Genomic DNA, 22,688 nt, shown 5'->3' with positions numbered 1-22,688 from the left:
GAAAATGATATCATGCTGTCCTTATAATTATAAAAGGAAGTCGTGTGAAAAATTTAAAATTTATATTTTTATCCGCTATATTAGTTTCTTTTTTTGCTCAATCAAATTTAAACCCAAAAGCTCCACTAGGATTGACGTGGGGAGAGAAAAAGGAACAGATAGAAAATAATTATGATTCAAAAAAAATGCGTCAAAAAGATAATTTAACTTTTTATAACTTATACCTCCCTCCCTTGACGTTACCTGATTTTACAGAATATTTAGCTATTGTTGATAATGACATAGGTTTGGTAAAAGTAATTCTATCTCAGAAAATAAAAAATGATGCTTATGGAATTAAAGGGAAAGAGTTGTATTTTAAATATAAAAATGTGTTAACTAAAAAGTATAATGAGCCTACTCAATCAATGGAAAAAATAGGGAATAGGTTATATAAAGGTTCGGATGAATTTTATCAATGTCTAAAATATAATGGATGTGGTTTGTACATTTCATTATATGGTAATCCAAAGACACAAGTTGTATTACGATTAGTAGGTGCAGAAAGAGGAGTGGGTGAATTACAAATCTCTTATGAATCGGAATTATTTGATCAGTCCATCAAGAATGTAAAAAATAAATGACAAAAAAATTGAGGCAGGGCTCTAATGAAAAGCAAATTATTTTTTAAATTTATTGTAATTATATTTATTACTCCTTATTATTTGGCTGCAAAAAAGAGTTAACTGAGAGTGACAAAGAATTAGTCAATAATTTGAAAATTGATTGATCGAGAAACGCAACACATTAATCCTTACTAACAAGGCTATCTAAGTAGTAATTGGATAAATGTTTTGCCTGATATTAGAAAAAACTTAATTCAATAACTACCAAACCCCTTAACTGGGGTTTTTTATTGCTTAAAATTAGAGGTTTTATGAACAATTACCCGTTAGATTCAAACACAATTTTATTGAGTTCTTACTCAAGACAGCAGCAAGCGAGCTTTTCATCAACAGAGGTGAGAAGTGGTGCGGTATATTTTAAAAAGACTGCTACTAATCAACCAACTATAAGAGGTATCACATTCAGATTTGAGCAAAAAAAAGCACCAATATTTCTAAGTTGGTTTAATAATCAAATTAAAAAAGGCTTTGAGCTATTTGATATTGATTTAATGACAGAGTGGGGGATACAAACGCTTAGGTGTAGATTCTTACCTGATTCATTATTAAATACAAGCAGGCCTAATGCGCTACATTGGCAATATACCGCTCAAATTATTATACCTAGTTATTGCGCACCTGATTATTATCCTGATGATGCTCATGTGTTCCCTGAATATCTTGAAGATAAAAATATGGAATGGCTCGATATCATTGTTAACACTCAATTAAATAAGGTGTCTTCATTATGATTACAAAAGAGCAGCGAGAGTTTTTTGCAACAAAGAATCCAGCACGAGAGTTTGAAACGATTGTCATTGAGCATGTTGATTTTATAGAGCCAGTGAGACTGGTGTTTAATCAGTTTGTACCTTACACGTTCGGCGGTAATGAATATATTCCAGTCGCTGGCAAAGTAACTAAGCCCGACCAAGGAAGTGAACCTAACCCAAATATTACGCTACAATTTTCACGCATACATGTTGGTGACAAGCTAAATGAATACATCAAAGCGGTAAATAACTGGCAAGAGCCTTTTTATGTGTCATTTGAGCAATACAGCGAGTTAGATATGACAACGCCGTCTGTTGCCTATCACAAGCTTAATATTCTTAAAAATGGTATTCGAATGAATCGCAATAACGTCACAATATCATGTGGCTATGATAATCCCATGACAAAGGGCGGTGTTGAATGTTATCGCATAGAGGTATTTCCATGGCTGCAAAGACTATAACCGTTGAAGAGTTTATTAATAAAACAGTAGGGCTGCCGTGGGTTAATCGCGCTTGTTCATTTGAGGAAGTCGATTGTTGGGGCTTAGTTATTCTTTATTACGAGCATGTACTCGGCATTAAGCTTGCTGATATTCACGGTTACAGAGATAAGCAATGCACTATTGAATGTGAAGCTATACCTGAATCGAAGCGTAATTGGCGACAGTGCAATAAAAAAAATAACTCAGTATTTATTGCTTATTCTCATAGTGTGCCTTGTCATGTTGGCGTAGTGATTGGCAACTATGCACTACACGCAAAAGGCAATGAACAAACAGGTGGACAAGTTCAATATAACCGGCTCGATGCACTAGAACGAACATATCAAAAGATGGAGTATTATGAGTACATTAATCTATTACAATGACCCAAAAAACATACTAGGCCACAAAAAATACATTTTAGACACATCATTAACTATCCAGCAAAATCTAATAAACATCTTCCCAAGCGGTATACCAGCAAATAATCATAAAATTTACCTCAATAACCAGGAGATTAACCCTTTTGAGTTCAATTTAAATATAGCACTATGCGAGTTCGATTTAATTAAAATCGTACATCATCAACAAGCGGTCGGGATTATTACTGCGATTGTAGCTGTTGTTGCTGCTATCGTCGCAATTGCGTTGGCCCCTAAAGCGACAATTCCAAACGGTATTGACGAACAAAAAGATAGCTCGAACAATCAGCTACAGGGCCAGACAAATAGAGCGCGAGTATATCAAGCAATACCTGATATTTACGGCTGCGTTCGTGTTTATCCCGACTTGCTCAAACCTGCTAACTCTGAATACATTGATAATGTTAAGCATATTGAACACTTTATGTGTATTGGTGTCGGAAGTTATTCACTAGATAAGCTAAAATATGATGAAACGCTATTGAATAAAATCTTCGGTACGCAGTATCAAATTTATGAACCTTACGCCGTTATTCCTAAAATACGGTATGCTTATGCAAGTGATGAAGTTGACGGACAAGAATTAGTTCCACCAAACTTATCCGGCGGTATTATATTTTCAGAGAACTACACGAATGTTGTTAGTTTCAAAACAGAGCAAAACGTGACAACAATAACGCTTGCGGCTAATACTGATGTTACATATTTAACTAAGTTAGAGCCGTCAACTCAGCTTAATTATTATGTTAACGCTGATATCACAAGCGAATATACAATAAAGAACAATAAGAATAAATATGTCACCACTACAATCAACACAAATACTGATGTGATGTACCGCGGTAATTTAATTTCAGTTACTCAAAACGAGTATAAACAGCCGATTTTAACTATAGCGAATGTCTTTATTGTTAAGTATTTTACAGAGTTTAAAGGCACGGTTATTACAACAAAGCTTAATACTAATTCATTCAAGCTAGAGCAAACAGGTGACGTGTATACTGAAACATTCATTTTACCAGAGCAGGGAAGTGAAATATGGGTTGATGTTACTTTTCAAAGAGGATTAAAGGGTTATGCACAAACGAGATTCATTTATTGGGCTGTTGACGAGCAGGGCAACGAGATTGCAAACACGCGAGAAACCTATGATTGGAATTTGCGTGCAGATACTTATGAACCTCAATTTAGAACGATTAAGATAAAACCAAGGTATGGTTATGGCCACTATGCGATTAAATGCGGGCGAACAAATAAAGGTAAAAGTGATTTAACTGACCAAATCAAACTCGAAAATATCTACATTGTTGGTTATAACTATAACTTTCAAATGCCAAATGTTACTTCAATAGTAATTACAACGAAAGCGACACCGCAAGCTACATCAATCAAAGAGCTTAAGTTTAATGTCGAAGCAACCCGTAAAACGCTGACATCTAAAAATAACTCGATTGATAAAAGTTTAATAGCGACGCGTTCATTCGCTGATGCGGTCTTGCACTCGTATGTTGAAATATTTAATCGTGATGCTAGCGAGCTTGATTTAGATGATTTATATCTAATCGACGCTAAGTTACAGACAGAGAACCCTGCCTTAGGTTACTTTGACTTTAGCTTTGATGATGCAGATATATCACTTGGTGAGCGAATACAGACTATTTGCAATGCGGCTAGAGTTATAACATATAACGATGGTATCAAATGGCGCTTTGTGCGTGACGAGAAAAAGTCGATTGTGTCTGCAATGTTCTCAAGTGCGAATCTGATTAGCAGCAGCGATGGCGGCACTATTCAATATAACCCTTCTCAGTCAGAAAGCTATGACGGCGTTGAAGTTGAGTATATTCATGCTCGTAAAGATGACCGCGCAAATGGAACGGATAAGAAAGCTTACATCAGGCTTAGAGTGTCGAATAGTGAGGTGATCGAAGAAGATGCTAAAAATCCATATAAGATTCAATTAGCGGGTTGCAGGAATAGAATTCAAGCAATGAATAGGGCACAAATGGAAGCGCGGCGCATACTCTATCAACGACTAACTATTGAAGATGAAGCACTTTATGGTGATGTAGCTTTGATTAATAAAGGTGACCGTGTTAGATGGTCAGATACTTATGATGAAGCAGTTGTAAGCGGTGAGATTATCGCTATTAACGAGCACCAGTTTACAGTTAATCAAACGTTAGAGCTTGATAAGTCAAAAACCTACCGAGTAACAATCACTAACAAGCAAGGGTATCCAAGTGATTGGCTTGATATAACAAGTTTTGATGATTCATCATTCACCGCTAATTTTAATGATGCTTTTGTCGCTGATGGCATCAACATTCAATGTGGTTCAACGTTTTTAATCACTGAGCAGAAAACAGGAGAGATAAACGATTTTATCTTAACTGAAAAGCAGTACAACGATGAAAGCTTTAAAATAACACTATCGCAATATAATGAACGAATATATGAATATGACGCCGCTAATTAGCGGTTTTTTTATGTCCCAAAGGAGGGAAAATGGCTGAGAGACAAAATACAGGAAATGCAATACCGTCAAACGCGGTAAGAGATTTTAACGATAATACTATTATTGTTGATGAGTGGACGAATAGCGATGCAGAACAAACTATGGATAGATTTAATAATCCAATTCCAACTCGCTCTAAATTAACAAGTGAGCTAACTCAAGTTATCGCGGAAGCGATAGTTGCAAAAAATGAAGTTGAAAAAGCCGCTGAGCATATATTAAGTATTACTCAAGGGCCTAAAGGCGAAAAAGGGGACGCTGGGCCTCAAGGTGAACAAGGCCCTCAAGGTGAGGCTGGCCCTCAAGGTGAAAAAGGGGAAACCGTGACCTTAAGCGATTCCCTTACGCTTGCCTCATCGACGGTAGCGGCTTCGTCCAACGCTGTACAAACACTAAATGCACTTGTAGAGCCTATATACCGTAGTGTAGCAGTCGACCCAAATAATGTTGGGGGGACGTTACTGTTGTTTGCTCCTGATGGGAGTTATCGTTACTCACTTCAAGTTAAAGCAGATGGACATAATGGAGTGTGGGATGACGTAAATAAAAAGTGGTTGTATTGTTTTAATCCTGATGGCTATCTTGTGCACGGTATCGTCCCATCTATTGGCGTAGGGCAGTCTTACCAAAACGTTACAAGTTCGAGACTTAATTATGTTACATATACAAATACAACAAGTAGGCCTATTTTAGCAAGCGTATTGGCTCCCTCTGGGAATGTTACAGTTATAAAGTTAAACGGTGTAGAAGTATTCAAAATACCTGCAAGCACTTATCTTAATTTCATAATTCCCCCAGGTACTGTGTATAGTGCAAACTTGGCTGCGACCGCGGTATCAGGAAGGGCTGCGAGTGCTAATTGGGTTGAATTACGATAAATTATTGGAGTATTTATATGAAGTATTATAAAGATCAAAACAACAGTATATGGGCTTTTGATGATGACGTTGATGTAGCTATTATGCGGCCGGATTTAATAGAAATGACAGAAAAAGAAATAGACACAATGCTATCTGTATCTGATGAACAAATTGCAGTTCCGCAATCGTTAAGCCGTTTTCAAGCTATGACAGTTCTAAAACTTACAAAGTTAGAAAATGGCAACACTCTTTTTCAAGCAACTGACGCTTACATTAATTCACTTGATAACGATTCTGTCGAAAATATCACTGCAAAAACAGCGTGGGAAACTGCGCAGGAATTCAGACGCGATTCAGCGTTGATTCAATTAGCAGAAAAATTGTTTAGTTTAACTAACAAACAAGTTGATGAAATGTTTATTCAAGGTTCAAAAATAACAGCATAAACGGGGGTATAAATGTCTAAGAATTACGGGAGTTCTAAATATTGTTATAAAGTCGCTATTGCGGTTGATCAGCTGTTTAATACACTAATGGCAGGTTGGCCAGATGAAACACTATCCAGCCGTGCATATAGGTGTGCACACTTAACAGACTGCATAAAAAAGCGTTGGGTTATTGCGGAGAAAGTAATAAATTCGATATTCTTCTGGCAGCCTCAGCACTGCTATCAAGCATATTTATCGGAACAAGAACGTAATCATTTGCCGAGTTAAATAAAGGCGACATAGGTTGCCATTTTTCAAAACGTTATTTTTTTACTCGTGCTATTCTGGATATCCGTTTCGGTTTTATTTTGATTAAATTTATTTTTATTTATATTAATCAATTAAATAAAAATAAATTATTTATGGTTTTTTAGAATAAGTCAAATATTTCCAATTGACAAAAACCACAAAATACTGTATATTCGAACAGTATTTTGTGGTTAATAAAATACAATAATAATAATAATAATAATAAAAAGGAAAATATATGAGCATAGCTTATTATGATGAGTATGGGCAACCGCGGTCAAAAGATGGTTTTCTTGTAATGACTATTGATTTTCGCCCAGATGTATCGCAAGACCTATCACCATATCCAAATGGAATTTTATCTGATGTGATTGTAAACCCTAAAGAATACCAAAACATGCCTATTTTCACATTACCACCGAGTTATATCAATCAGCCTCGGGTGGGTGGGAAAGTTGCTCTTGACAAGAGTAAAATGCCAGTAGTTGTTCCTTTTGCAAGTGTTTACCAATCTAAAAATGAAATAGATAATAAAATTATTAAATCAAAAAGTATTATGGTTGGAGACTTAACTACGGTAATTAATGATGCTAAGAATGTATTAAATAATATATCTGAGCCAGAAATTGATGATGATATGCTAGATAAGGTTAAAAAAGGCAAGGATGCTATTACTGCTTTAGAGCTAGCTGTTGGTGAAAACAATAAACTAGAAACTGAAATTGTAAATAAGCAAAAAATAGCAGATCAACGATTTGATGCTTTCCTTGCCCGTGGTGACGTTAAGCTTACTAAGTTTAAACATTTTATTGCAGAAGGAAAAGCGAATGCATTTGATGCTGCATTATCATCTGTAATGTCAGTAATGAGACACATACCTTCAGTATGGGAGGTTGAAGTTATAAAACCAAATGATGAAATCGCTTTTCTTAAGAATAAACAATTAGAGCTACTAAATAGGGTAAGTATTATTACTGATGATATTCAGAAAAATACAAAAATCGTACATGATTACAAAGTAGCAGAAAAACAAGCTTTAGAAGATGCAATGCATTTTACAAGCGATTTTTATCAACAAGTTTTTACATCTTATGGAGAAAAGGCAAATCTGTTAGCAAAAGAATTAGCTGAAAATGTAAAAGGTAAAAAAATTCGTAATATTGATGAGGCTATGAAATCCTTTGAAAAATATAAGGATGTATTAAATAAAAAGTTTAGTGTTAAAGATCGTCAAGCAATTGCGAATTCGTTAAAATCATTAAAATATGATGCAATAGCTAAAAACTTTACTATGTTTGGTAAGGCTTTTGGTTATTTTGGTAAAGCTATGGATATTTATGAACTGACTGATGAATTTATTAAATCAACTGAAACAAATGAATGGCGCCCTTTTTTTGTTAAAGCTGAAACTCTTGCTGTTAGTGGAGCCGCTACATTTGTAGCTGCATTTTCTTTTGCAATTTTATTAGGAAATCCTATTGGAATTTTAGGCTATGCATTCATCATTGCTATAATGGGAATGTTAGTTGATGAGGAACTTGTAGAGGATGCAAATAATCTTATTGGGTTATAATTTACTAATATAAAACGTATTTTTAAAATTAAAACCTTAATTTAATGAGCTACTAGAGTTTAGTGGCTCATTTTTTTAATAACAAATAAGTCAAAGATGCTATTCCTAACGGAATAGAAAAGACAAAACAAAATAAATAGTACAAAGCATATAAACCATTTTTTCCTGCTGTTTCACGAAATATTCCTTTATACCAAAATTCTCTAGATGTGAATCTTAAAGCTAAAGATTCAATAAGCCACTTAGAGAAAGGAAATAGTATTGCGCTCAGAATCACTAAAACTAGCTTAGGATACATATTGCACATATCTTCCCAGTAAGTGAAAATAAATATAGCAAGAAAAAGAACTCCCCAGTGTATATTTTTAAAATAATATTTTTTATTCATGATATTTTTAATGTGTTAATTCTGGAAGCAATATACTACTATCAAAAATAGGAGTCTAATTTTTATTTGTACTAGCTCAAACCTAATCTGGCAGTTACCTGATCCTCGCCAAAATATTAGACAGTGCTCGCCTCTATAAATGTGTTATTTAAGTAGTACTGATTTTCATATTGTTCTGGCGATATCCAACCATTAGCTGAATGGCGACGAACCCGATTATAATAGATTTCAATATATTCAAATAGTGCTTTATTTGCCTGCTCCCGTGTTTTGTAATAACAATCATGAATAATATGTGCTTTTAAGGTATGAAAGAAACTTTCTGCAACCGCATTATCCCAGCAATTACCGGTTCGGCTCATGCTTTGTTTAAGTCCGTTTAGTAATATTAATCGTTTAAAATCCGCACTGCAATATTGACTTCCTCTGTCACTATGGAGCAAAACACCTTTTGGAAACTGGCGACGGAATAAGGCATTTTTGAGTGTATTACAGACTAAATGCCTATCAATACGGTGACTCGTTTGCCGACCAATTACTTTTCGCCCGAATAAATCAATAATCACACAGAGGTATAGCCAGCCTTCACCGGTTTTGATATACGTGATATCGGTCACCCAAACGTTATTAGGTTTATCCGGATTAAACTGCCTGTCTAAGGTATTTGGCGCCACATCATGAGATAGCTTTGGCGCAGCCCGATAGTTAAATTTACGTGTAGCCTTACTCCGCAAGCCTAATTTTTGTAATACTCGACTGACCGTTCTCTCTGACACATTATAGCCCTTATCCCTGATATCGTGCACTAAGCTTGGTGCGCCCAAACGGGCTTTATGCCACCAATAAAGTGTCTTGATGTTATCAATTAGTCCGTTTGATTTGGGCTCACGTCTGAGCCAAGCATAGTAACCTGACACGCTAATATTTAACTGACGACAGATTAACGGCACTGAATAGGATGATAAGTGTTGCTTCATGTACTTGTACTTCACCGACTTGGATGGTTGATGAAGTACACATGCGCCTTTTTTAGGATTTCATTCGCCATTTTGAGCTCTTTTACCTCTTTTTCTAGGGCGATAATTTTTTGCTGCTCAATGGTGAGCTCTCGACGACTGGTTTTATTTGGCGCTAGCAGCCTTATCCACTTATCAAGGGTCGATTTACCTATACCTAAATGGTTGGCCAGCTCAGTTATTGAAAGGTGAGCGTTAGACAGCGCATAATCGACCGATTGCTGTTTGAACTCGGTACTGAATTTTTTGACCATGATATGTTCTCCTCTGATTTTTATTTATATCATAGAGGTGGCATTTGTCCACTTTTTTGGCGAGGATCAACCCGTGTTTCTTTCTTTATGAAATTTATCTATTTTTTTTGATGTCATTTTAAAGCTTTTTAGTTTGACACCAGTTTTTGCATATAGCCAGCTTCTAAAGCCCATGATTTCCCTCTGCTGAGTGACTCTTCCTTGAAGAATTAATTAGTGTAATTTATATATAGTGGAAAATATATATCAGTTTAGCGTAAGAATTTGTCTAATTAATTGCGATTAAATTAGTGAGTTAAGTAAGTGCGAGGTGTGTAGTAAAAACTTATTTCTATGCCGTCATAGAGATAAATTCTTTTGTGCCGTATTTGTGCCGTAAAGATAATAAAAATAAGTAAAAAATAGTGAATAAATATACAGCAATCCGAGTGGCTAACCTCATAACTATATGAATAATAATTAAATTAATTATTGTTATTTATTAAACGCTCTGATTCCAGGTCAGTGAACTAACTTTTTAAAATAGGTGTTAGTTTGTTACAAAGCATTAATTAATAAAGATTAATAACTAATTACTTCTTTAAATACTTATACCACTTTGCAAGGCCATGGTATAAATGTGATGTTGCTGGAGTATTCTAGCATATGTTCTGAATTTAAAAGAGCGTATTTGTTTTACCATTTTTAGCGCTCCTTTATCTCTATCACCTTGGTATATTAAAATTAATTAAGTAAATTAAAGTTGACTTTCGGGACAAAAAATGATACCATCACCTCACAGTGAAAAATTGTGTATAACCATCTAATAGATGGTTTTTTTATTGTCTAAAAAGCAATAAACCTCATTTCATATAACGCTATTATTGCTTATATCATCAATTATTTAGTCCCTTTTTGTTAACCATTTTAGTTTTTTTATACTTAAACAGATAACCTTTATAGGTTCAATTTTTATGATAAATGGTTATCAAATTAAATATTATCAATATATATAAAATATCAGAACCAATGATTAATAAAAAAGGAAAATATTATGGCAGATAACAATTTTAATCTTTTACAGATAATCTATATAACAGTAATTGGAAGCCCGATTTGGTGTGGCGCAATATTAGCAACCATTATAGCGGGGCTCAGAGTGCTTTATGATAATCATGATATAACTCTGTTTAGAGTCTTGATTGAGGCCTTGTTATGTGGTGCACTTGCTCTTTGTGTGGGCGGCCTCGTTGAAAGATATAATTTGCCAGAAAGTGCAATTATTACAATAGCTGGAGCTATTGGTTTGATAGGATTTACTACATTAAGGGATAAGGTACTGAAAATACTCAATCGAAAAATAGATAAAGAGGATTAATCACATAAAAAATCATAAATAACGCTTTAAAACAAAATTATTTTTTATAGCGGTAAGAGACTCGTAACTGATAAGGCTAGGTTCTTACATAATATTTAATGCCAAGTTAACTTCTTATTCAAATTTACTGAAATAGTCGCTAATTGGTTTTTTCCACTCTAATTATCTACAAAAAATTACTTTAGTTGTTGTTAAATTATCATAATTAAAAATAAATCACTCTATCCATTTATGACTCTTTTTTAAGCAAAACAATAGCTATTTTTATTTCGGTCAATCAAATTTCAATTTTTATTAATTAATCAAATGGATGGAGATAAAAGAAACCTATTTAATCAATGCTTAAACAGGTTCATTCAGGTTAAAATACTAAAAGGTTAAATACAAATGAATACACTTTCAAAATATAACCGAAAGTACTATCAAGGTTTTATGTGGATAGTACTTTTATTATGTTGCATTATGCCGATTAAATTTGCCTTTGCACTTGATGCGGAATGTGCAGAAGTAAAAATCGTCATTGAGCAAAAATTATCATTTGAGCGACAGGCGTTTGATGCCCATATGGTAATTAATAATGGCTTAGCTGGTTCGGTTCTAAAAGATATACGAGTTCAGCTACTTTTTACGGATAAAGACAATCGGGCAGTTATCGCGACTCAAGATGCTAATAACGATGGTGCAACGTTTTTTTACTATGTTAAATCATTATCAGGAATCAATGACATTAATGGCAGTGGACAAATTAATACAAAAACGAATGCGGAAATTCATTGGTTAATCATTCCTTCTTTCGGCGCAGCAGAGTTTGATAATACCTTGTATTATATCGGAGCAAAAGTAACTTATAATCTAAATGGTCAAGAAACAACCGTAGAGGTAATTCCCGATTATGTAGTCGTTAAACCTCAGCCATTATTAACATTAGACTACTTTATGCCAAAAGATGTTTATGGTGATGATCCTTTTACACCGGAAATCGAGCCAGCAATACCATTTACGTTAGGTGTCCGAGTTAAAAATGACGGCCGAGGTACTTCTTATAAAACGACCATTGATTCCGCACAACCTAAAATAGTGGAAAATAAACAGAATCTCTTGGTTGATTTTACGATCCTTGATGGTTATATCGATGACCAAGCAGTAGGGAAAAGTTTGTTATTGGATTTTGGTGACATCGAAGGTAATACTGCTAAAGTAGGTCGTTGGAATATGGTAACGAGCCTATCTGGAAAGTTTGTCGATTTTAAGGCAACGTTTACCCATGCTGATACACTTGGTGGTTCGGTTACATCTTTACTAAAAGCCGTAAATAGTCATACATTAATCCATGATGTCAAAGTAGATCTACCAGATAGAGATCATATTACTGATTTTTTAGCACTAGATGGCGATGTAATACGTGTCTATGAATCCGAAGGGCAAAATACCGAAGTATCTGATCAATCACCTAATGCTGTGCTTACCAAGGTAGGTAAAGAAACAAACCTTACTTTTCCTACTGTGCAAGGTTTAGTTTATATAAAGATACCTGATCCAAATGCAGGCAAGCAAGCGTTAAATAATGTAAAACGTTCCGATGGAAAAGTATTGCCAACAGAAAATATTTGGTTATCAAAAACCCGTAATGATGATTTGTCATGGTCTTATTTCATCAACCTATTTGATACAGATACCACCGGAAGCTATAAGCTCTATGAGAGTGAAGTCAAGGAAGATAAACCAGTAATCAATGAGTATTCAGTCGTAAAAGGCGCTCGTTATTCGCTTAGTGAGTTATTACCAGAAGATTATTATTTCGAGGCGAATAAGTCTTATATTGTTAACTTTATAGGTAATGCCGTAGCGACTTATTCTTGCTCAGGCGTGCTGAACTTCGATCAGCAAATAAAAAGTTGTAAAGTAGGCTTGAGTAAAGATTACTCTTTTGATCGTAATATTTTTATGCCGTCAAGATCAGGTGTTTTGCATGATGATAATACATTTACAGGGAATATCTATGTATCCGCTAATCAAACCAAAGTGATCAAAGTGGTGGTTGTGCCAGTTGATATGGATAACTCATTAACCAATACTGTATCTGTGACAAAAGGGGTTAAATATTCACTACATGATTTATTACCTAAAAAATATAATTTTGAAGCAGGTAAGTCTTATTTAATTAAATTATCTGGTGACCCTGTTGCAAGTTATTATTGTCCGGGTGAAACGAACCTTGATCAAAAAACAAAACTCTGTAAAACCGGGTTAACTCGCAATTATTCTTTTGATTCTGAAATATTTGTGCCATCTACATCAGGTATTCTTGATAATGGTAGCCTATTTATAGGTAATATTTATATGTCTGCCTATTACGATGGAATAATTAAAGTTATCGTCATCCCCTTATAAAATGTCATTTTAAAATTTATCAATGCTTACCTATTCACGCAAACAAGTGCTTGAATAGGTTTGTCATGATTCTCAATAAGTATTGCTGTACAGATAGCTACTTCATCAAGCAATCAATCAGTAATTATATGTATCGATTTTACCGCCATATAGATACATAAAAAATCTTCAAAAATATATAAAAATCAATTTGATAAAATAACTTACACAGAGTTCAAATCATGTCTTGTCACTACTCTAATTTTTTATATGAATTATTAATTTGTTTATTTATTTCATCGCTGTGTGGTGATGTTTTTGCAAATGTTACTCATGATTGTCAAGAAAATGCACAATACCATAAACAACATTTAATTGATTGGCCTAAAAACCAATTTAAACAACCAATTGATAAAGAGTATTGGCTAACGATTAAACAAGCAAAAAGTTTACCAAATGACGTCGTGTGGGTTGATGTTAGATCTAAATTAACCCAGATAAATAATTCATTAAATATTTTAATCATTCCGCTTAATCAACTGGAAAACACGCACTTTCTTTTTGATAAAACTGTTGTGCTTATAGGGACTGGCTTTGATCAAGTTTTAATAAATAACGCAATCAATACACTAAAAGTGAAAGGTTTTAAACACCTCTTCGCTTTATCTGGCGGTATAAGAGTATGGCATGAATTACAACAACCAAAGATAACAATATCAGACGAAATATTGCCAGAGGAATTCTTATTAGGAGGAGAATCGATTACTTGGCACGTTATTACAGTCGGTTTAACGACAACAGAAATTAATACATTGCCAGAAAAACCGCTAAAGAGACTCGATTTATCAAAACAATCTATCTTAGCGTTAAACCACTTTCTACCTATTGAGGCGATAAAAAATGATGCCTTCATCCGTTATGTATTAATCGCCCCTAACGAGCAAATAACTCTATTGCTCAAACGCCAGCTTAGTATTCCTGAATCGCACAACCTTGTTTGGTTGAAAGGAGGCTTAAGTAATTATCAATACTATATACAACAACAGACTAATTTAATTAATAACGCGGAGCAGAGTTTATCAAAGCCCTGCCGGCTAACACTATAACTAATAGGAAATTTTAATAATAGGAGCAAAAAGTGAAAATTTATAGACGGTGGCAAGATCTATTATTGACATTACATAGCAATCCACAAAAAAAACGAGCGATAAAACAAAAAAATAAATATGCTTTTATTTTCTTCGCTTTATCTATGCTTGTTTATAGTTCTTGTTATGCAGGAACGAATACGGGACTTTACGGCGATGATAAATATGCAGGTCCATTCCCGGTGGGATTTGCGTTCAATTATTATGGTAATAATTTTAGTCAGTTTTATGTGACAACTAATGGGCTTGTGCAGTTTTCTAATCCAACAACCGCATTTCGCAATTATTGCCTTCCAGCATCTTTCAATAACACACTTTATGTGTTTTGGGATGATTTAAGGACTGATGTTTATGGTCAGCCAACGGGGACCATTCAGTATGAAACTCAAGGTGAAGCGCCCAATAGAAAACTAATTGTGCAGTGGACTAACCAATATTTTTTTGGCTCTAATCTTCCGATGGGAACGTTTCAAACCATTCTTTATGAAGGAAGTAATCAAATTAAGTATCAATATCGTTATTTAGTCGATGATCGTAGCAAGGGCAATAGCGCTACCATCGGTATTCAAGGCACGACTTCAAATTACGCACAAATCGGCTGTAATACCGCAAATACGGTTAAACCAGAGCAAGCTATTTTATTTACGCCCAATAGTGATTTTAGCCATTATAGTATAGATAGAGATGCACCTTATCATTTTATTGATATTTCTGGATTAACGCCCGATGCGCCACTACCTACTGCTCGTTATAGCAACCAAGCACCAATTTGGTCGTGGCAAAAAGTTAGCACTCTCAATACTTACGAAATCGATATTCAAGATCCTACTGGTAATTCGGTATATAGTGAAGTGCTAGGTGATGTGAATCGATACACATATGTTGATGGATTACAAAATGGCTTATCGTATCGAGCTCGTATAAGGGGGAGCATCAATCAAGGAGGAACATGGGAAGCGTGGTCAGAACTCTCAAGCCTAGTTACTATTGATACGATTAAACCAACGGTTGAGCTCAAACAATTTATTCGCCTAACTGACGATACCGTGAAAATTGCTTTCAATGTAAATGATAACTTAAGCGGTGTTGAAGTCGGGCATTTGCAAATAGCCAATAATGCTAATTTTGAAACCCCAATCATTGATCAAGATATTACGATTAATTCAAATAGTTATCAAATTTCAGGGGTGTCTGCGCAAGGTGCACTATATGCACGACTAGCTGTAACTGATAGAGCAGGTAATGACTCAGGTTATACAAGGCCATTAGCGATCACCGTCTTACCGCCAGTCCTAATTAATCCAGTAAGCAAACAGATCGTTAAAACCTCAACATTACATGTTCAAGGCAGAGCAGAAACAGCAGGTAAAGTGCAACTTTACTTAAACAGTAAAGCGCTAGGCGCTCCCGTTAAAGTCGATGCCGATGGTTATTTTTTCCAGAATATTGAGTTAGGTACGGAGGGGAATTATCAACTCACCGCAGCACTTAGTAATGAGTTTGGTGCGAGTGAACCGAGTAAGCCTATTTTGTTTAGTTTCGCTTTGCCGATACCTACGGCAGTGATTACAACACCGGCAAGCCATCAAGCGGTTCTGGCTCCTGTGGATATTCAAGTGAGTGCGACTGACGAGCTAGGGATAGCAAAAGTCGACATTTATATTGATGACCAGCCGTTCGCGACTTTAACTGAACTGTCTTACCAAATGCATTGGCCATTAACCATACATGATAATGGTGATCATATGTTGACAGTAAAAGCGACCAATATCAGTGGCAAAGTGACTACAGTTCAGCGCATTGTAACCGTTAAAATAGAACCACCGGCACCGCCACCCACTATTTACACAGGGAGAGTGAGCAGTGTTAATCCTAGTGTTAGTTATGGAGAGCAACCCATCACGATTATCGGCCAAGCAATTTATCGTGGTGATGGCAGTGTGGTTGCTAATGCGCCAGTTAAGTTAGTTTTGACCGTCAATGGTTTTGAGCGAAAAATAACTACAGCAACTGATGATAAAGGAAAGTTTCATTATATTTTCACTCCACAAGAAAGTGATTCGGGAATTTACCAAGTGGCGATAATACATCCTGATGAATTAACCACTACGGCACAAGCAAGCTTTATAATTGATCGCATAGCCTTTAATTTACAAGGTTATAACCTAAAAGCACCGCGCAACATAACAACACCAATCAGCGTGAAAGCGACAGCCAGCAATGGTGCCAAAAATTTACGTTGGGTATTTGCAGCAGAGAATCAACCCGATGGCATTTTACCAAAAGGGATACAGATAAACTCGGAGGTCGTTAATATCGGCGTTGGTGATACCAAACAGACCGTGATTAATTTTACTGCTGATAATACGGCAGCAGAAACAGGAAGTATTTATTTGGTAGCGCTGTCTGATGATTCAGCCGCTTTGGTTCGCGGTAAGTTGCAAGTTAATTATCAGCTTGGTCAGGCGATGCCAACCCTTTACGCTATACCAAGTTATATTCAAACTGGCTTGCAACAAGGAACAACGACCAGTGCTAATATCAACATAGGCAATAAAGGATTAATTAACGCAGAAAATGTACAAATACAACTGGTGGATGAAAATGGTCACGCTGCACCAAGTTGGGTGTTTATTGCCGCCAATACATCCATTGGTTCTATTGCAGTTGATGAACAAGTGCCCGTACAAATTATTGCTCAGCCTGATAACCGCGTAGCCGATGGAGTCTATGATTTTAATATTAAGCTATCCGCTAATAACAATATATCTGGCGCTATTCCTGTCAGTATTTCAGTTACACAAAGTGGTCAGGGGATCGCCCAGTTTGATGTTGCTGATATTTATACCGCAACCCTAAATGAGCAAAGTAAACTTATTCCTGGTGTAAAAGGGGCAACCATCAAGCTTCAAAATGAAGCTGTGTTGACGCAAGAGTATACGATCACCTCCAATGAACAAGGAATCGCCTTATTAGAAAACATCCCAACAGGCATTTATCGTTACCGTGTTAGTGCGGCTAATCATATGGATGTGTCAGGTCGTATTGTTATTCGCCCTAATACCACAACCAATGAGCATATTTTCTTGGAATATCAAACCATCAATATTGAGTTTGGAGTAACAGAAACAACAATTCAAGATATTTACGATATTACTTTAAACGCAACCTTTAATACTCAAGTCCCTGCGCCCGTTGTTTTATTGGAACCGTTGTCGATTAACTTAGCTGGAATGGTACCAGGGGAAGAGAAAATAGGCCAGCTAACAGTAACAAACTACGGGCTTGTACAAGCGAAAAATGTGGTATTAACGCTACCTAAAACAGATGCAAAGTTTAAGTATGAGTTTTTTGGCGAATTACCTAGCGTACTGCTGCCTAAACAAAAAATAGTTATACCGTATCGTGTCACCGCACTTGCCGTCAATAAAATAGAAAGTATTGAACCAAAAACAGCAGCTCAAGTTAGTTTGTTTGGCATGACAAGCGCAAACGAAGAGTGCATTTCTTACTCTACAAACTATCCTATTTCTTATGAGGGAGAGTGTGCCAATGGCGATATCACCAAAGGAAATACTAATGGATATTTTTATCTATATACCGGCAAATGCTCATTAAATGGTCCGGCTTGGGAATGGGGAGGTTCATTTGGTGATGGTTACAGCGGAGGGAGTGGGTTGGGATCGCCATCGCCGATGCCAATAACCCCCGGCTGTTCCCCTCAAGCTAGTTGTGCAAGTGGCGGCGCTAGTAATGGTGCTAAATAATATAACAATTAAAAACTAACATGTCAGATAAAACAAGGGATCACTAAATGATAACTAAAAATAAAAAACGACATAAAGTCAAACTGCATAGCAAACAGAACTTGACCAACAAATTACTCGCTATCTTTATTATGCTGATTATGGTCATTGTTTCACTACCTAAAATGGCTTACGCTCAACTATTCAATGATGGTGATGAGCAAATATCAGGTGTCAGTAGTGCCAGCGTCAAACTACCTAATACCGAATACACTGAAAGCACGATTGACCTAAGGGTTAAAGTGCTAGGCGGTGAGGTGAAGCTCAACCGTACTTGGAACAATGGCCGGTGGTATATAAATCCAGCCTGGGAGAACTTACGCTTTGTTCTCGATCCACTAGACAGTAGCATTAAAGCAATTGATCGAGCGGGTACTCAGTATCAACGCACGGGTGATAAAAACTTATATACCTACGAACAGGTTTTTATCAAAAAGACAGATACCGGTTGGCACTGGTTTGATCAACAAGGTGATTGGATTGATTTTGACGCCAAAGGGCGTGTGCTCGAATACGGCAATGCGAATAACGTAAAGGTGAGCTTTTTGCTCGATAACGAAGGGCGCCGTATTGCCATTACCGATCACTTTGACGAACAGGTATACCGCTTTAGCTATGATAACCAAGAGCATCTTACCAAAGTTACTGATCGAGAAGGTCGTACGGTTAGTTATCAATGGTCGGGTGATAAACTGATAAAAGTGATCGATGTAATGGGCAACCCATGGCTTTACGGCTATGATAAAAATGGTCAATTGAACCAAAAAACGGAGCCCGATGGCGGCGTAATAAAAATTGATTATACTCTTTCAACTCCAGCGCCAAAAACCGCTATGACGAGTGGTAAAGACGGCGGGGTTGTATCACAAAATGCCGTAGTGACCACGGGTTCTGCTAATCGAGATACTAAACTGGCACAAGTAGGTAAAATCACTGATAAAACGGGAGCTGTGACGATATATAACAGTCAGTATGGTCGTGTTAATAAGCAATACACCATTACAATCAATGATCCCTTGGGTAAAAAAACCGTTACTCAATTTGACGCTAAGGGTCGAGTATTGAGTAAAACGGTCAATGATAGTTTTACTGAACGTTATCAACGCGATGAAGCTAATCATTTAGTTAACTATACTAACCCGCGGGGATTAACAACGACAACACAGTATAATCAAGCCAACTACCCGATTAAGGTTACCTACCCTAATGGCGCAACAGAGCTTTATGAATATAATAAAGCGAATAAACCAGTAAAACTGACTAATGCTAAAGGCGATATTATAACCTTTGAGTACGATGCATCTAATAACCCCATCAAAGTTATTTATGCGGCGGATAAACCAGAGCAACGTATTGTTAGCCTTAGCTATGATAATTATGGGCAGCAGATTGCGGCAGTAACTGGAGAGGGTGATCAAGCAATTAATTTGCAACGAACCTTTGATCGCTACGGCAATATAGCAACTTACACTGATGGTAAAGGCTATCAATACCAATATAGCTATAACATTCAAGGGCAACTAAACACAGTAAAAAATCCATTACAACAAATATGGCAGTCTAATTATAACTTAGCAGGCTATCTACTTGAATCGATTGATCCGCTCAATCATCGTACCTATTTTACGAACGATGCAATGGGGAGAGTGATTAATGTAGTCGACGCTATGGGTAACCAAACACAGTACAGCTACGCATTTAATAAAGAGGGTCGAGACGTTAAAACAACCAATGCCCTAAATCAAGTTACGACTTATCAATATGACACCCTAAATCGCCTAGTGAAAACAGTTAGTCCTACAAGGTTAGAGGCTAAGCAGGTTTATAATACCGAAGGTAAACTCATACAGGAAGTCGATATTGCAGGTAATGTTTTAACTTATGAATACGGTGCAAAAGAGTCTACTTTAGCCGGTTTATTAACTAAAGCCCTCTACCCGACATTTAGTGAAACTTATAATTATAATGCGTTAGGTAAAACGACGGAGGTTAATCAGTTAGTCGATAACAATACCACACTAACTAACCGTATAGTTTATGATCAATTAGGACTAATGATTAGCACGATTGATGCCGCTAATCGAGTGACACAAACTGATTATAATGGCTTAGGTCAAGCGGTAAAATCCACTGATGCTTTAGGTGGCAAAACACGTTATAACCGAGATTTACTAGGTAATATAACCCAAGTAACCGATGCCAACGGTAATCAATATCGCTTTGAGTACGATAAAAATAGTAATCTTATTAAAGAGACCAAGGCACTAGGTAATGACGTTGAATATCGCTATAACGAGGCGAATCAATTAATAGAGCAAACAGAGGGCAATGGCAACCGTATTTTGTATCAATACGATGCGGCAGGCAATAATATAAAGCAAAGCTACTTTGAGCGAGGGCAGTTAACGCCAGAGCAAGTCGTAACCTATAGTTATAACGAAGTTAATCAGTTAGTTGACGTGTTACAAATAGGCGATATTGATACACATTTTGTTTATCAACGTGATGCACTAGGCAAAGTGACACAAGAGACGATCACCTATGGTTCAGGTACTGGCAGCATTACTAAAACATTAAAATATGCTTATGATCAAGAGGCCAATTTAGCGTCTATCACCTATCCAGATAATACCACCATAAGTTATACGTATGATAAAAACCGGCTAAAACAGACAACCTTAGCCAACGGCGAAGTAATTAGTTGGGATGATTACCAATGGTATATGCCCGCTAAAGTGACGTATCCTAATGCGATACAAACTAATCGATATGACCCATTAATGCGATTTTCTCAAATAGGGCTAATTAGCGGTGATAAAACACTATTTGAGCGTCAATATAGCTACGATAAAGTCGGTAATATTATCCGTGCTCAAACCGAACACGGTGAAAATAGCTACCAATACGATTTATTAGATCGTCTTACTCTGGCTAAGCCTTCTGCTGAGCTGCAACATCTTGGGATCGTAGTCGAATCGTATCACTACGATGCTATTGGTAATCGTATTGGCAGTGCCAACCAACCAGGCGATTGGACATACAACCATTTTAACCAATTGACAAAATGGGGTGAAAACATAAACCAGACTAATTTGACCTACACAGCAAATAGTCAGTTAGCAACCGAAGTTAGCGCCGGTAAACATTTAAGTTATCACTACAACGCAGCTAATCGCCTAGTGAGTGTTAAAAATGAAAACACCGAGCTAGCTAGGTATCAATACGATCCTTTTGGCCGCCGTATCAGTAAAACCACTAACGGTGAAATCACCTACTTTATTTATACTGATGAGGGATTAATTGCCGAATTAGATAGTAATGGTAAAATCAATGTGGCCTATGGTTGGCAACCCGATTCTGATTGGGGGACAAGTCCTTTATGGCAGGCTAGTTTAGTGACGAACCAAACCTTACAAACAGCGGCTTATAATTTTCTAATAGCCGATCAATTAGGTACGCCACAATTGGCAATTAACAACCAAGGCCAGCAAACTTGGAAAATATACAGTGATGTTTTTGGCAATACAGCATTAGATCTTAATAATCAAATTAGCTTAAACTTACGCTTCCCTGGCCAATATTACGATCAAGAAACAGGATTGTCTTATAACTACTTTAGGGATTATAATCCAAAAACAGGGCGTTATATTCAAAGTGATCCAATTGGATTAAATGGTGGGATTAATACCTTTAGCTATGTAGGTGGAAATCCTCTTTTATATCGAGATCCATCTGGGTTATCTTACTGGGACTGTGTTATTGATCATGCTGCGATCGTTGGCGTTGGTGGAGCTGGGATAGGTTATGGAATTGGTTCTGTACTCGGTACTGGTGCAGGGGCTGTTGGCGGTGGCGCTCTTTGTGGATCTGTAACGGGTGGTTTAGCGGCTGTTCCTTGTGGTACTGCTGGTGCTGCTGTTGGTAATGCAGCTGGCGGTTCCACTGGTGCAGCAATAGGAGGTGGTGCTGGTGGCGTTGTGGGTGGTATTTGGGGAATGCTTTCTTGCTCTAATGATGATAACCAGGATCAGAATAACGCATGTGAAGCAAGTACAAGCACAAGTTCGGTTGGGGGAACTGGTTCACCTAATGATAATGACCCTAATGATGATGACCCTAATGATAGTAAAAAACAAAATATTAAAATGGCTGATGATAGATTTCTTAAAAAGAAAGGATTTGATGCTCATGAAATAAAAAAAGATTTCTTTGGAAAAGGGAGTAACTCTAAATATGATATTTATATAGATAAAAATAATGGAGAACTTATATTGTTTAGAAAAGGAGGATTAGGTGACGGAATTAGAACTGGTCAATTTATTAAATAGGATATAAAA

At 36.4% G+C, this 22,688-nt stretch carries 16 protein-coding genes; 14 read left to right on the top strand and 2 right to left on the bottom strand.

The genetic code is table 11. The features are described 5' to 3' along the window. Window positions 1–44 precede the first annotated feature (44 nt). The 9 genes from RHO12_03080 (at window position 45) to RHO12_03040 (ending at window position 8,012) form a co-directional block, all read left to right on the top strand. Window positions 45–623, top strand: coding sequence for a hypothetical protein (locus tag RHO12_03080; protein ID WVD66765.1), 579 nt, complete (start codon window positions 45–47; stop codon window positions 621–623). Between the two features lie 293 nt (window positions 624–916). After that, window positions 917–1,396, top strand: a complete 480-nt coding sequence (locus tag RHO12_03075; GenBank protein WVD66764.1) for a hypothetical protein — start codon at window positions 917–919, stop codon at window positions 1,394–1,396. After that, window positions 1,393–1,881: a DUF1833 family protein gene (locus RHO12_03070; GenBank protein WVD66763.1), complete on the top strand. Its 489-nt coding sequence runs from the start codon at window positions 1,393–1,395 to the stop codon at window positions 1,879–1,881. The genes RHO12_03075 and RHO12_03070 overlap by 4 nt, the downstream gene beginning before the upstream one ends. Beyond that, complete coding sequence (locus RHO12_03065) at window positions 1,863–2,288, top strand: hypothetical protein (GenBank protein ID WVD66762.1); 426 nt, start codon at window positions 1,863–1,865, stop codon at window positions 2,286–2,288. The genes RHO12_03070 and RHO12_03065 overlap by 19 nt, the downstream gene beginning before the upstream one ends. Beyond that, entirely contained in the window at window positions 2,263–4,803 is a 2,541-nt protein-coding gene (locus RHO12_03060; protein ID WVD66761.1) for a host specificity factor TipJ family phage tail protein, read from the top strand. The genes RHO12_03065 and RHO12_03060 overlap by 26 nt, the downstream gene beginning before the upstream one ends. A gap of 29 nt (window positions 4,804–4,832) precedes the next feature. Continuing rightward, on the top strand, window positions 4,833–5,720 hold the full coding sequence (locus RHO12_03055; GenBank protein WVD66760.1) for a collagen-like protein: 888 nt from the start codon (window positions 4,833–4,835) through the stop codon (window positions 5,718–5,720). Between the two features lie 17 nt (window positions 5,721–5,737). After that, complete coding sequence (locus RHO12_03050) at window positions 5,738–6,148, top strand: hypothetical protein (GenBank protein ID WVD66759.1); 411 nt, start codon at window positions 5,738–5,740, stop codon at window positions 6,146–6,148. 12 nt (window positions 6,149–6,160) lie between these two features. After that, entirely contained in the window at window positions 6,161–6,418 is a 258-nt protein-coding gene (locus tag RHO12_03045) for a hypothetical protein (GenBank protein WVD66758.1), read from the top strand. 259 nt (window positions 6,419–6,677) lie between these two features. Then, complete coding sequence (locus RHO12_03040) at window positions 6,678–8,012, top strand: colicin-like pore-forming protein (protein ID WVD66757.1); 1,335 nt, start codon at window positions 6,678–6,680, stop codon at window positions 8,010–8,012. A 67-nt stretch (window positions 8,013–8,079) separates the two neighbouring features. Here the strand turns inward: RHO12_03040 and RHO12_03035 are convergent, their stop codons facing one another. Beyond that, complete coding sequence (locus RHO12_03035; protein WVD66756.1) at window positions 8,080–8,400, bottom strand: colicin E1 family microcin immunity protein; 321 nt, start codon at window positions 8,398–8,400, stop codon at window positions 8,080–8,082. A 116-nt stretch (window positions 8,401–8,516) separates the two neighbouring features. Next, a protein-coding gene (locus RHO12_03030; GenBank protein WVD66755.1) for an IS3 family transposase occupies window positions 8,517–9,670 on the bottom strand; the annotation gives its coding sequence in 2 pieces (ribosomal slippage) (window positions 8,517–9,424 and window positions 9,424–9,670; 1,155 coding nt in all). Window positions 9,671–10,703: 1,033 nt separating this feature from the next. Here RHO12_03030 and RHO12_03025 point away from each other — a divergent pair. From RHO12_03025 to RHO12_03005, 5 genes are all read left to right on the top strand, one after another. Then, window positions 10,704–11,027, top strand: a complete 324-nt coding sequence (locus RHO12_03025) for a phage holin, lambda family (GenBank protein WVD66754.1) — start codon at window positions 10,704–10,706, stop codon at window positions 11,025–11,027. Window positions 11,028–11,414: 387 nt separating this feature from the next. Next, window positions 11,415–13,418, top strand: coding sequence for a hypothetical protein (locus RHO12_03020; GenBank protein ID WVD66753.1), 2,004 nt, complete (start codon window positions 11,415–11,417; stop codon window positions 13,416–13,418). Window positions 13,419–13,639: 221 nt separating this feature from the next. Continuing rightward, window positions 13,640–14,503 carry a rhodanese-like domain-containing protein gene (locus tag RHO12_03015; GenBank protein WVD66752.1) on the top strand — a complete coding sequence of 288 codons (864 nt, stop codon included), beginning with the start codon at window positions 13,640–13,642 and terminating at the stop codon, window positions 14,501–14,503. A 32-nt stretch (window positions 14,504–14,535) separates the two neighbouring features. Further along, window positions 14,536–18,312: an Ig-like domain-containing protein gene (locus tag RHO12_03010; protein ID WVD66751.1), complete on the top strand. Its 3,777-nt coding sequence runs from the start codon at window positions 14,536–14,538 to the stop codon at window positions 18,310–18,312. A gap of 47 nt (window positions 18,313–18,359) precedes the next feature. Beyond that, window positions 18,360–22,679 (top strand): RHS repeat-associated core domain-containing protein, encoded by a 4,320-nt coding sequence (locus tag RHO12_03005; protein ID WVD66750.1) that lies wholly within the window; start codon window positions 18,360–18,362, stop codon window positions 22,677–22,679. Window positions 22,680–22,688 lie beyond the last annotated feature (9 nt).

Source organism: Orbaceae bacterium lpD02, from assembly GCA_036251875.1.
Taxonomy (GTDB): Bacteria; Pseudomonadota; Gammaproteobacteria; order Enterobacterales; family Orbaceae; genus Orbus; species Orbus sturtevantii.
The sequence above is the reverse complement of the archived record's forward strand: the minus strand, read 5'-3'. Positions and strand labels throughout refer to the sequence as shown.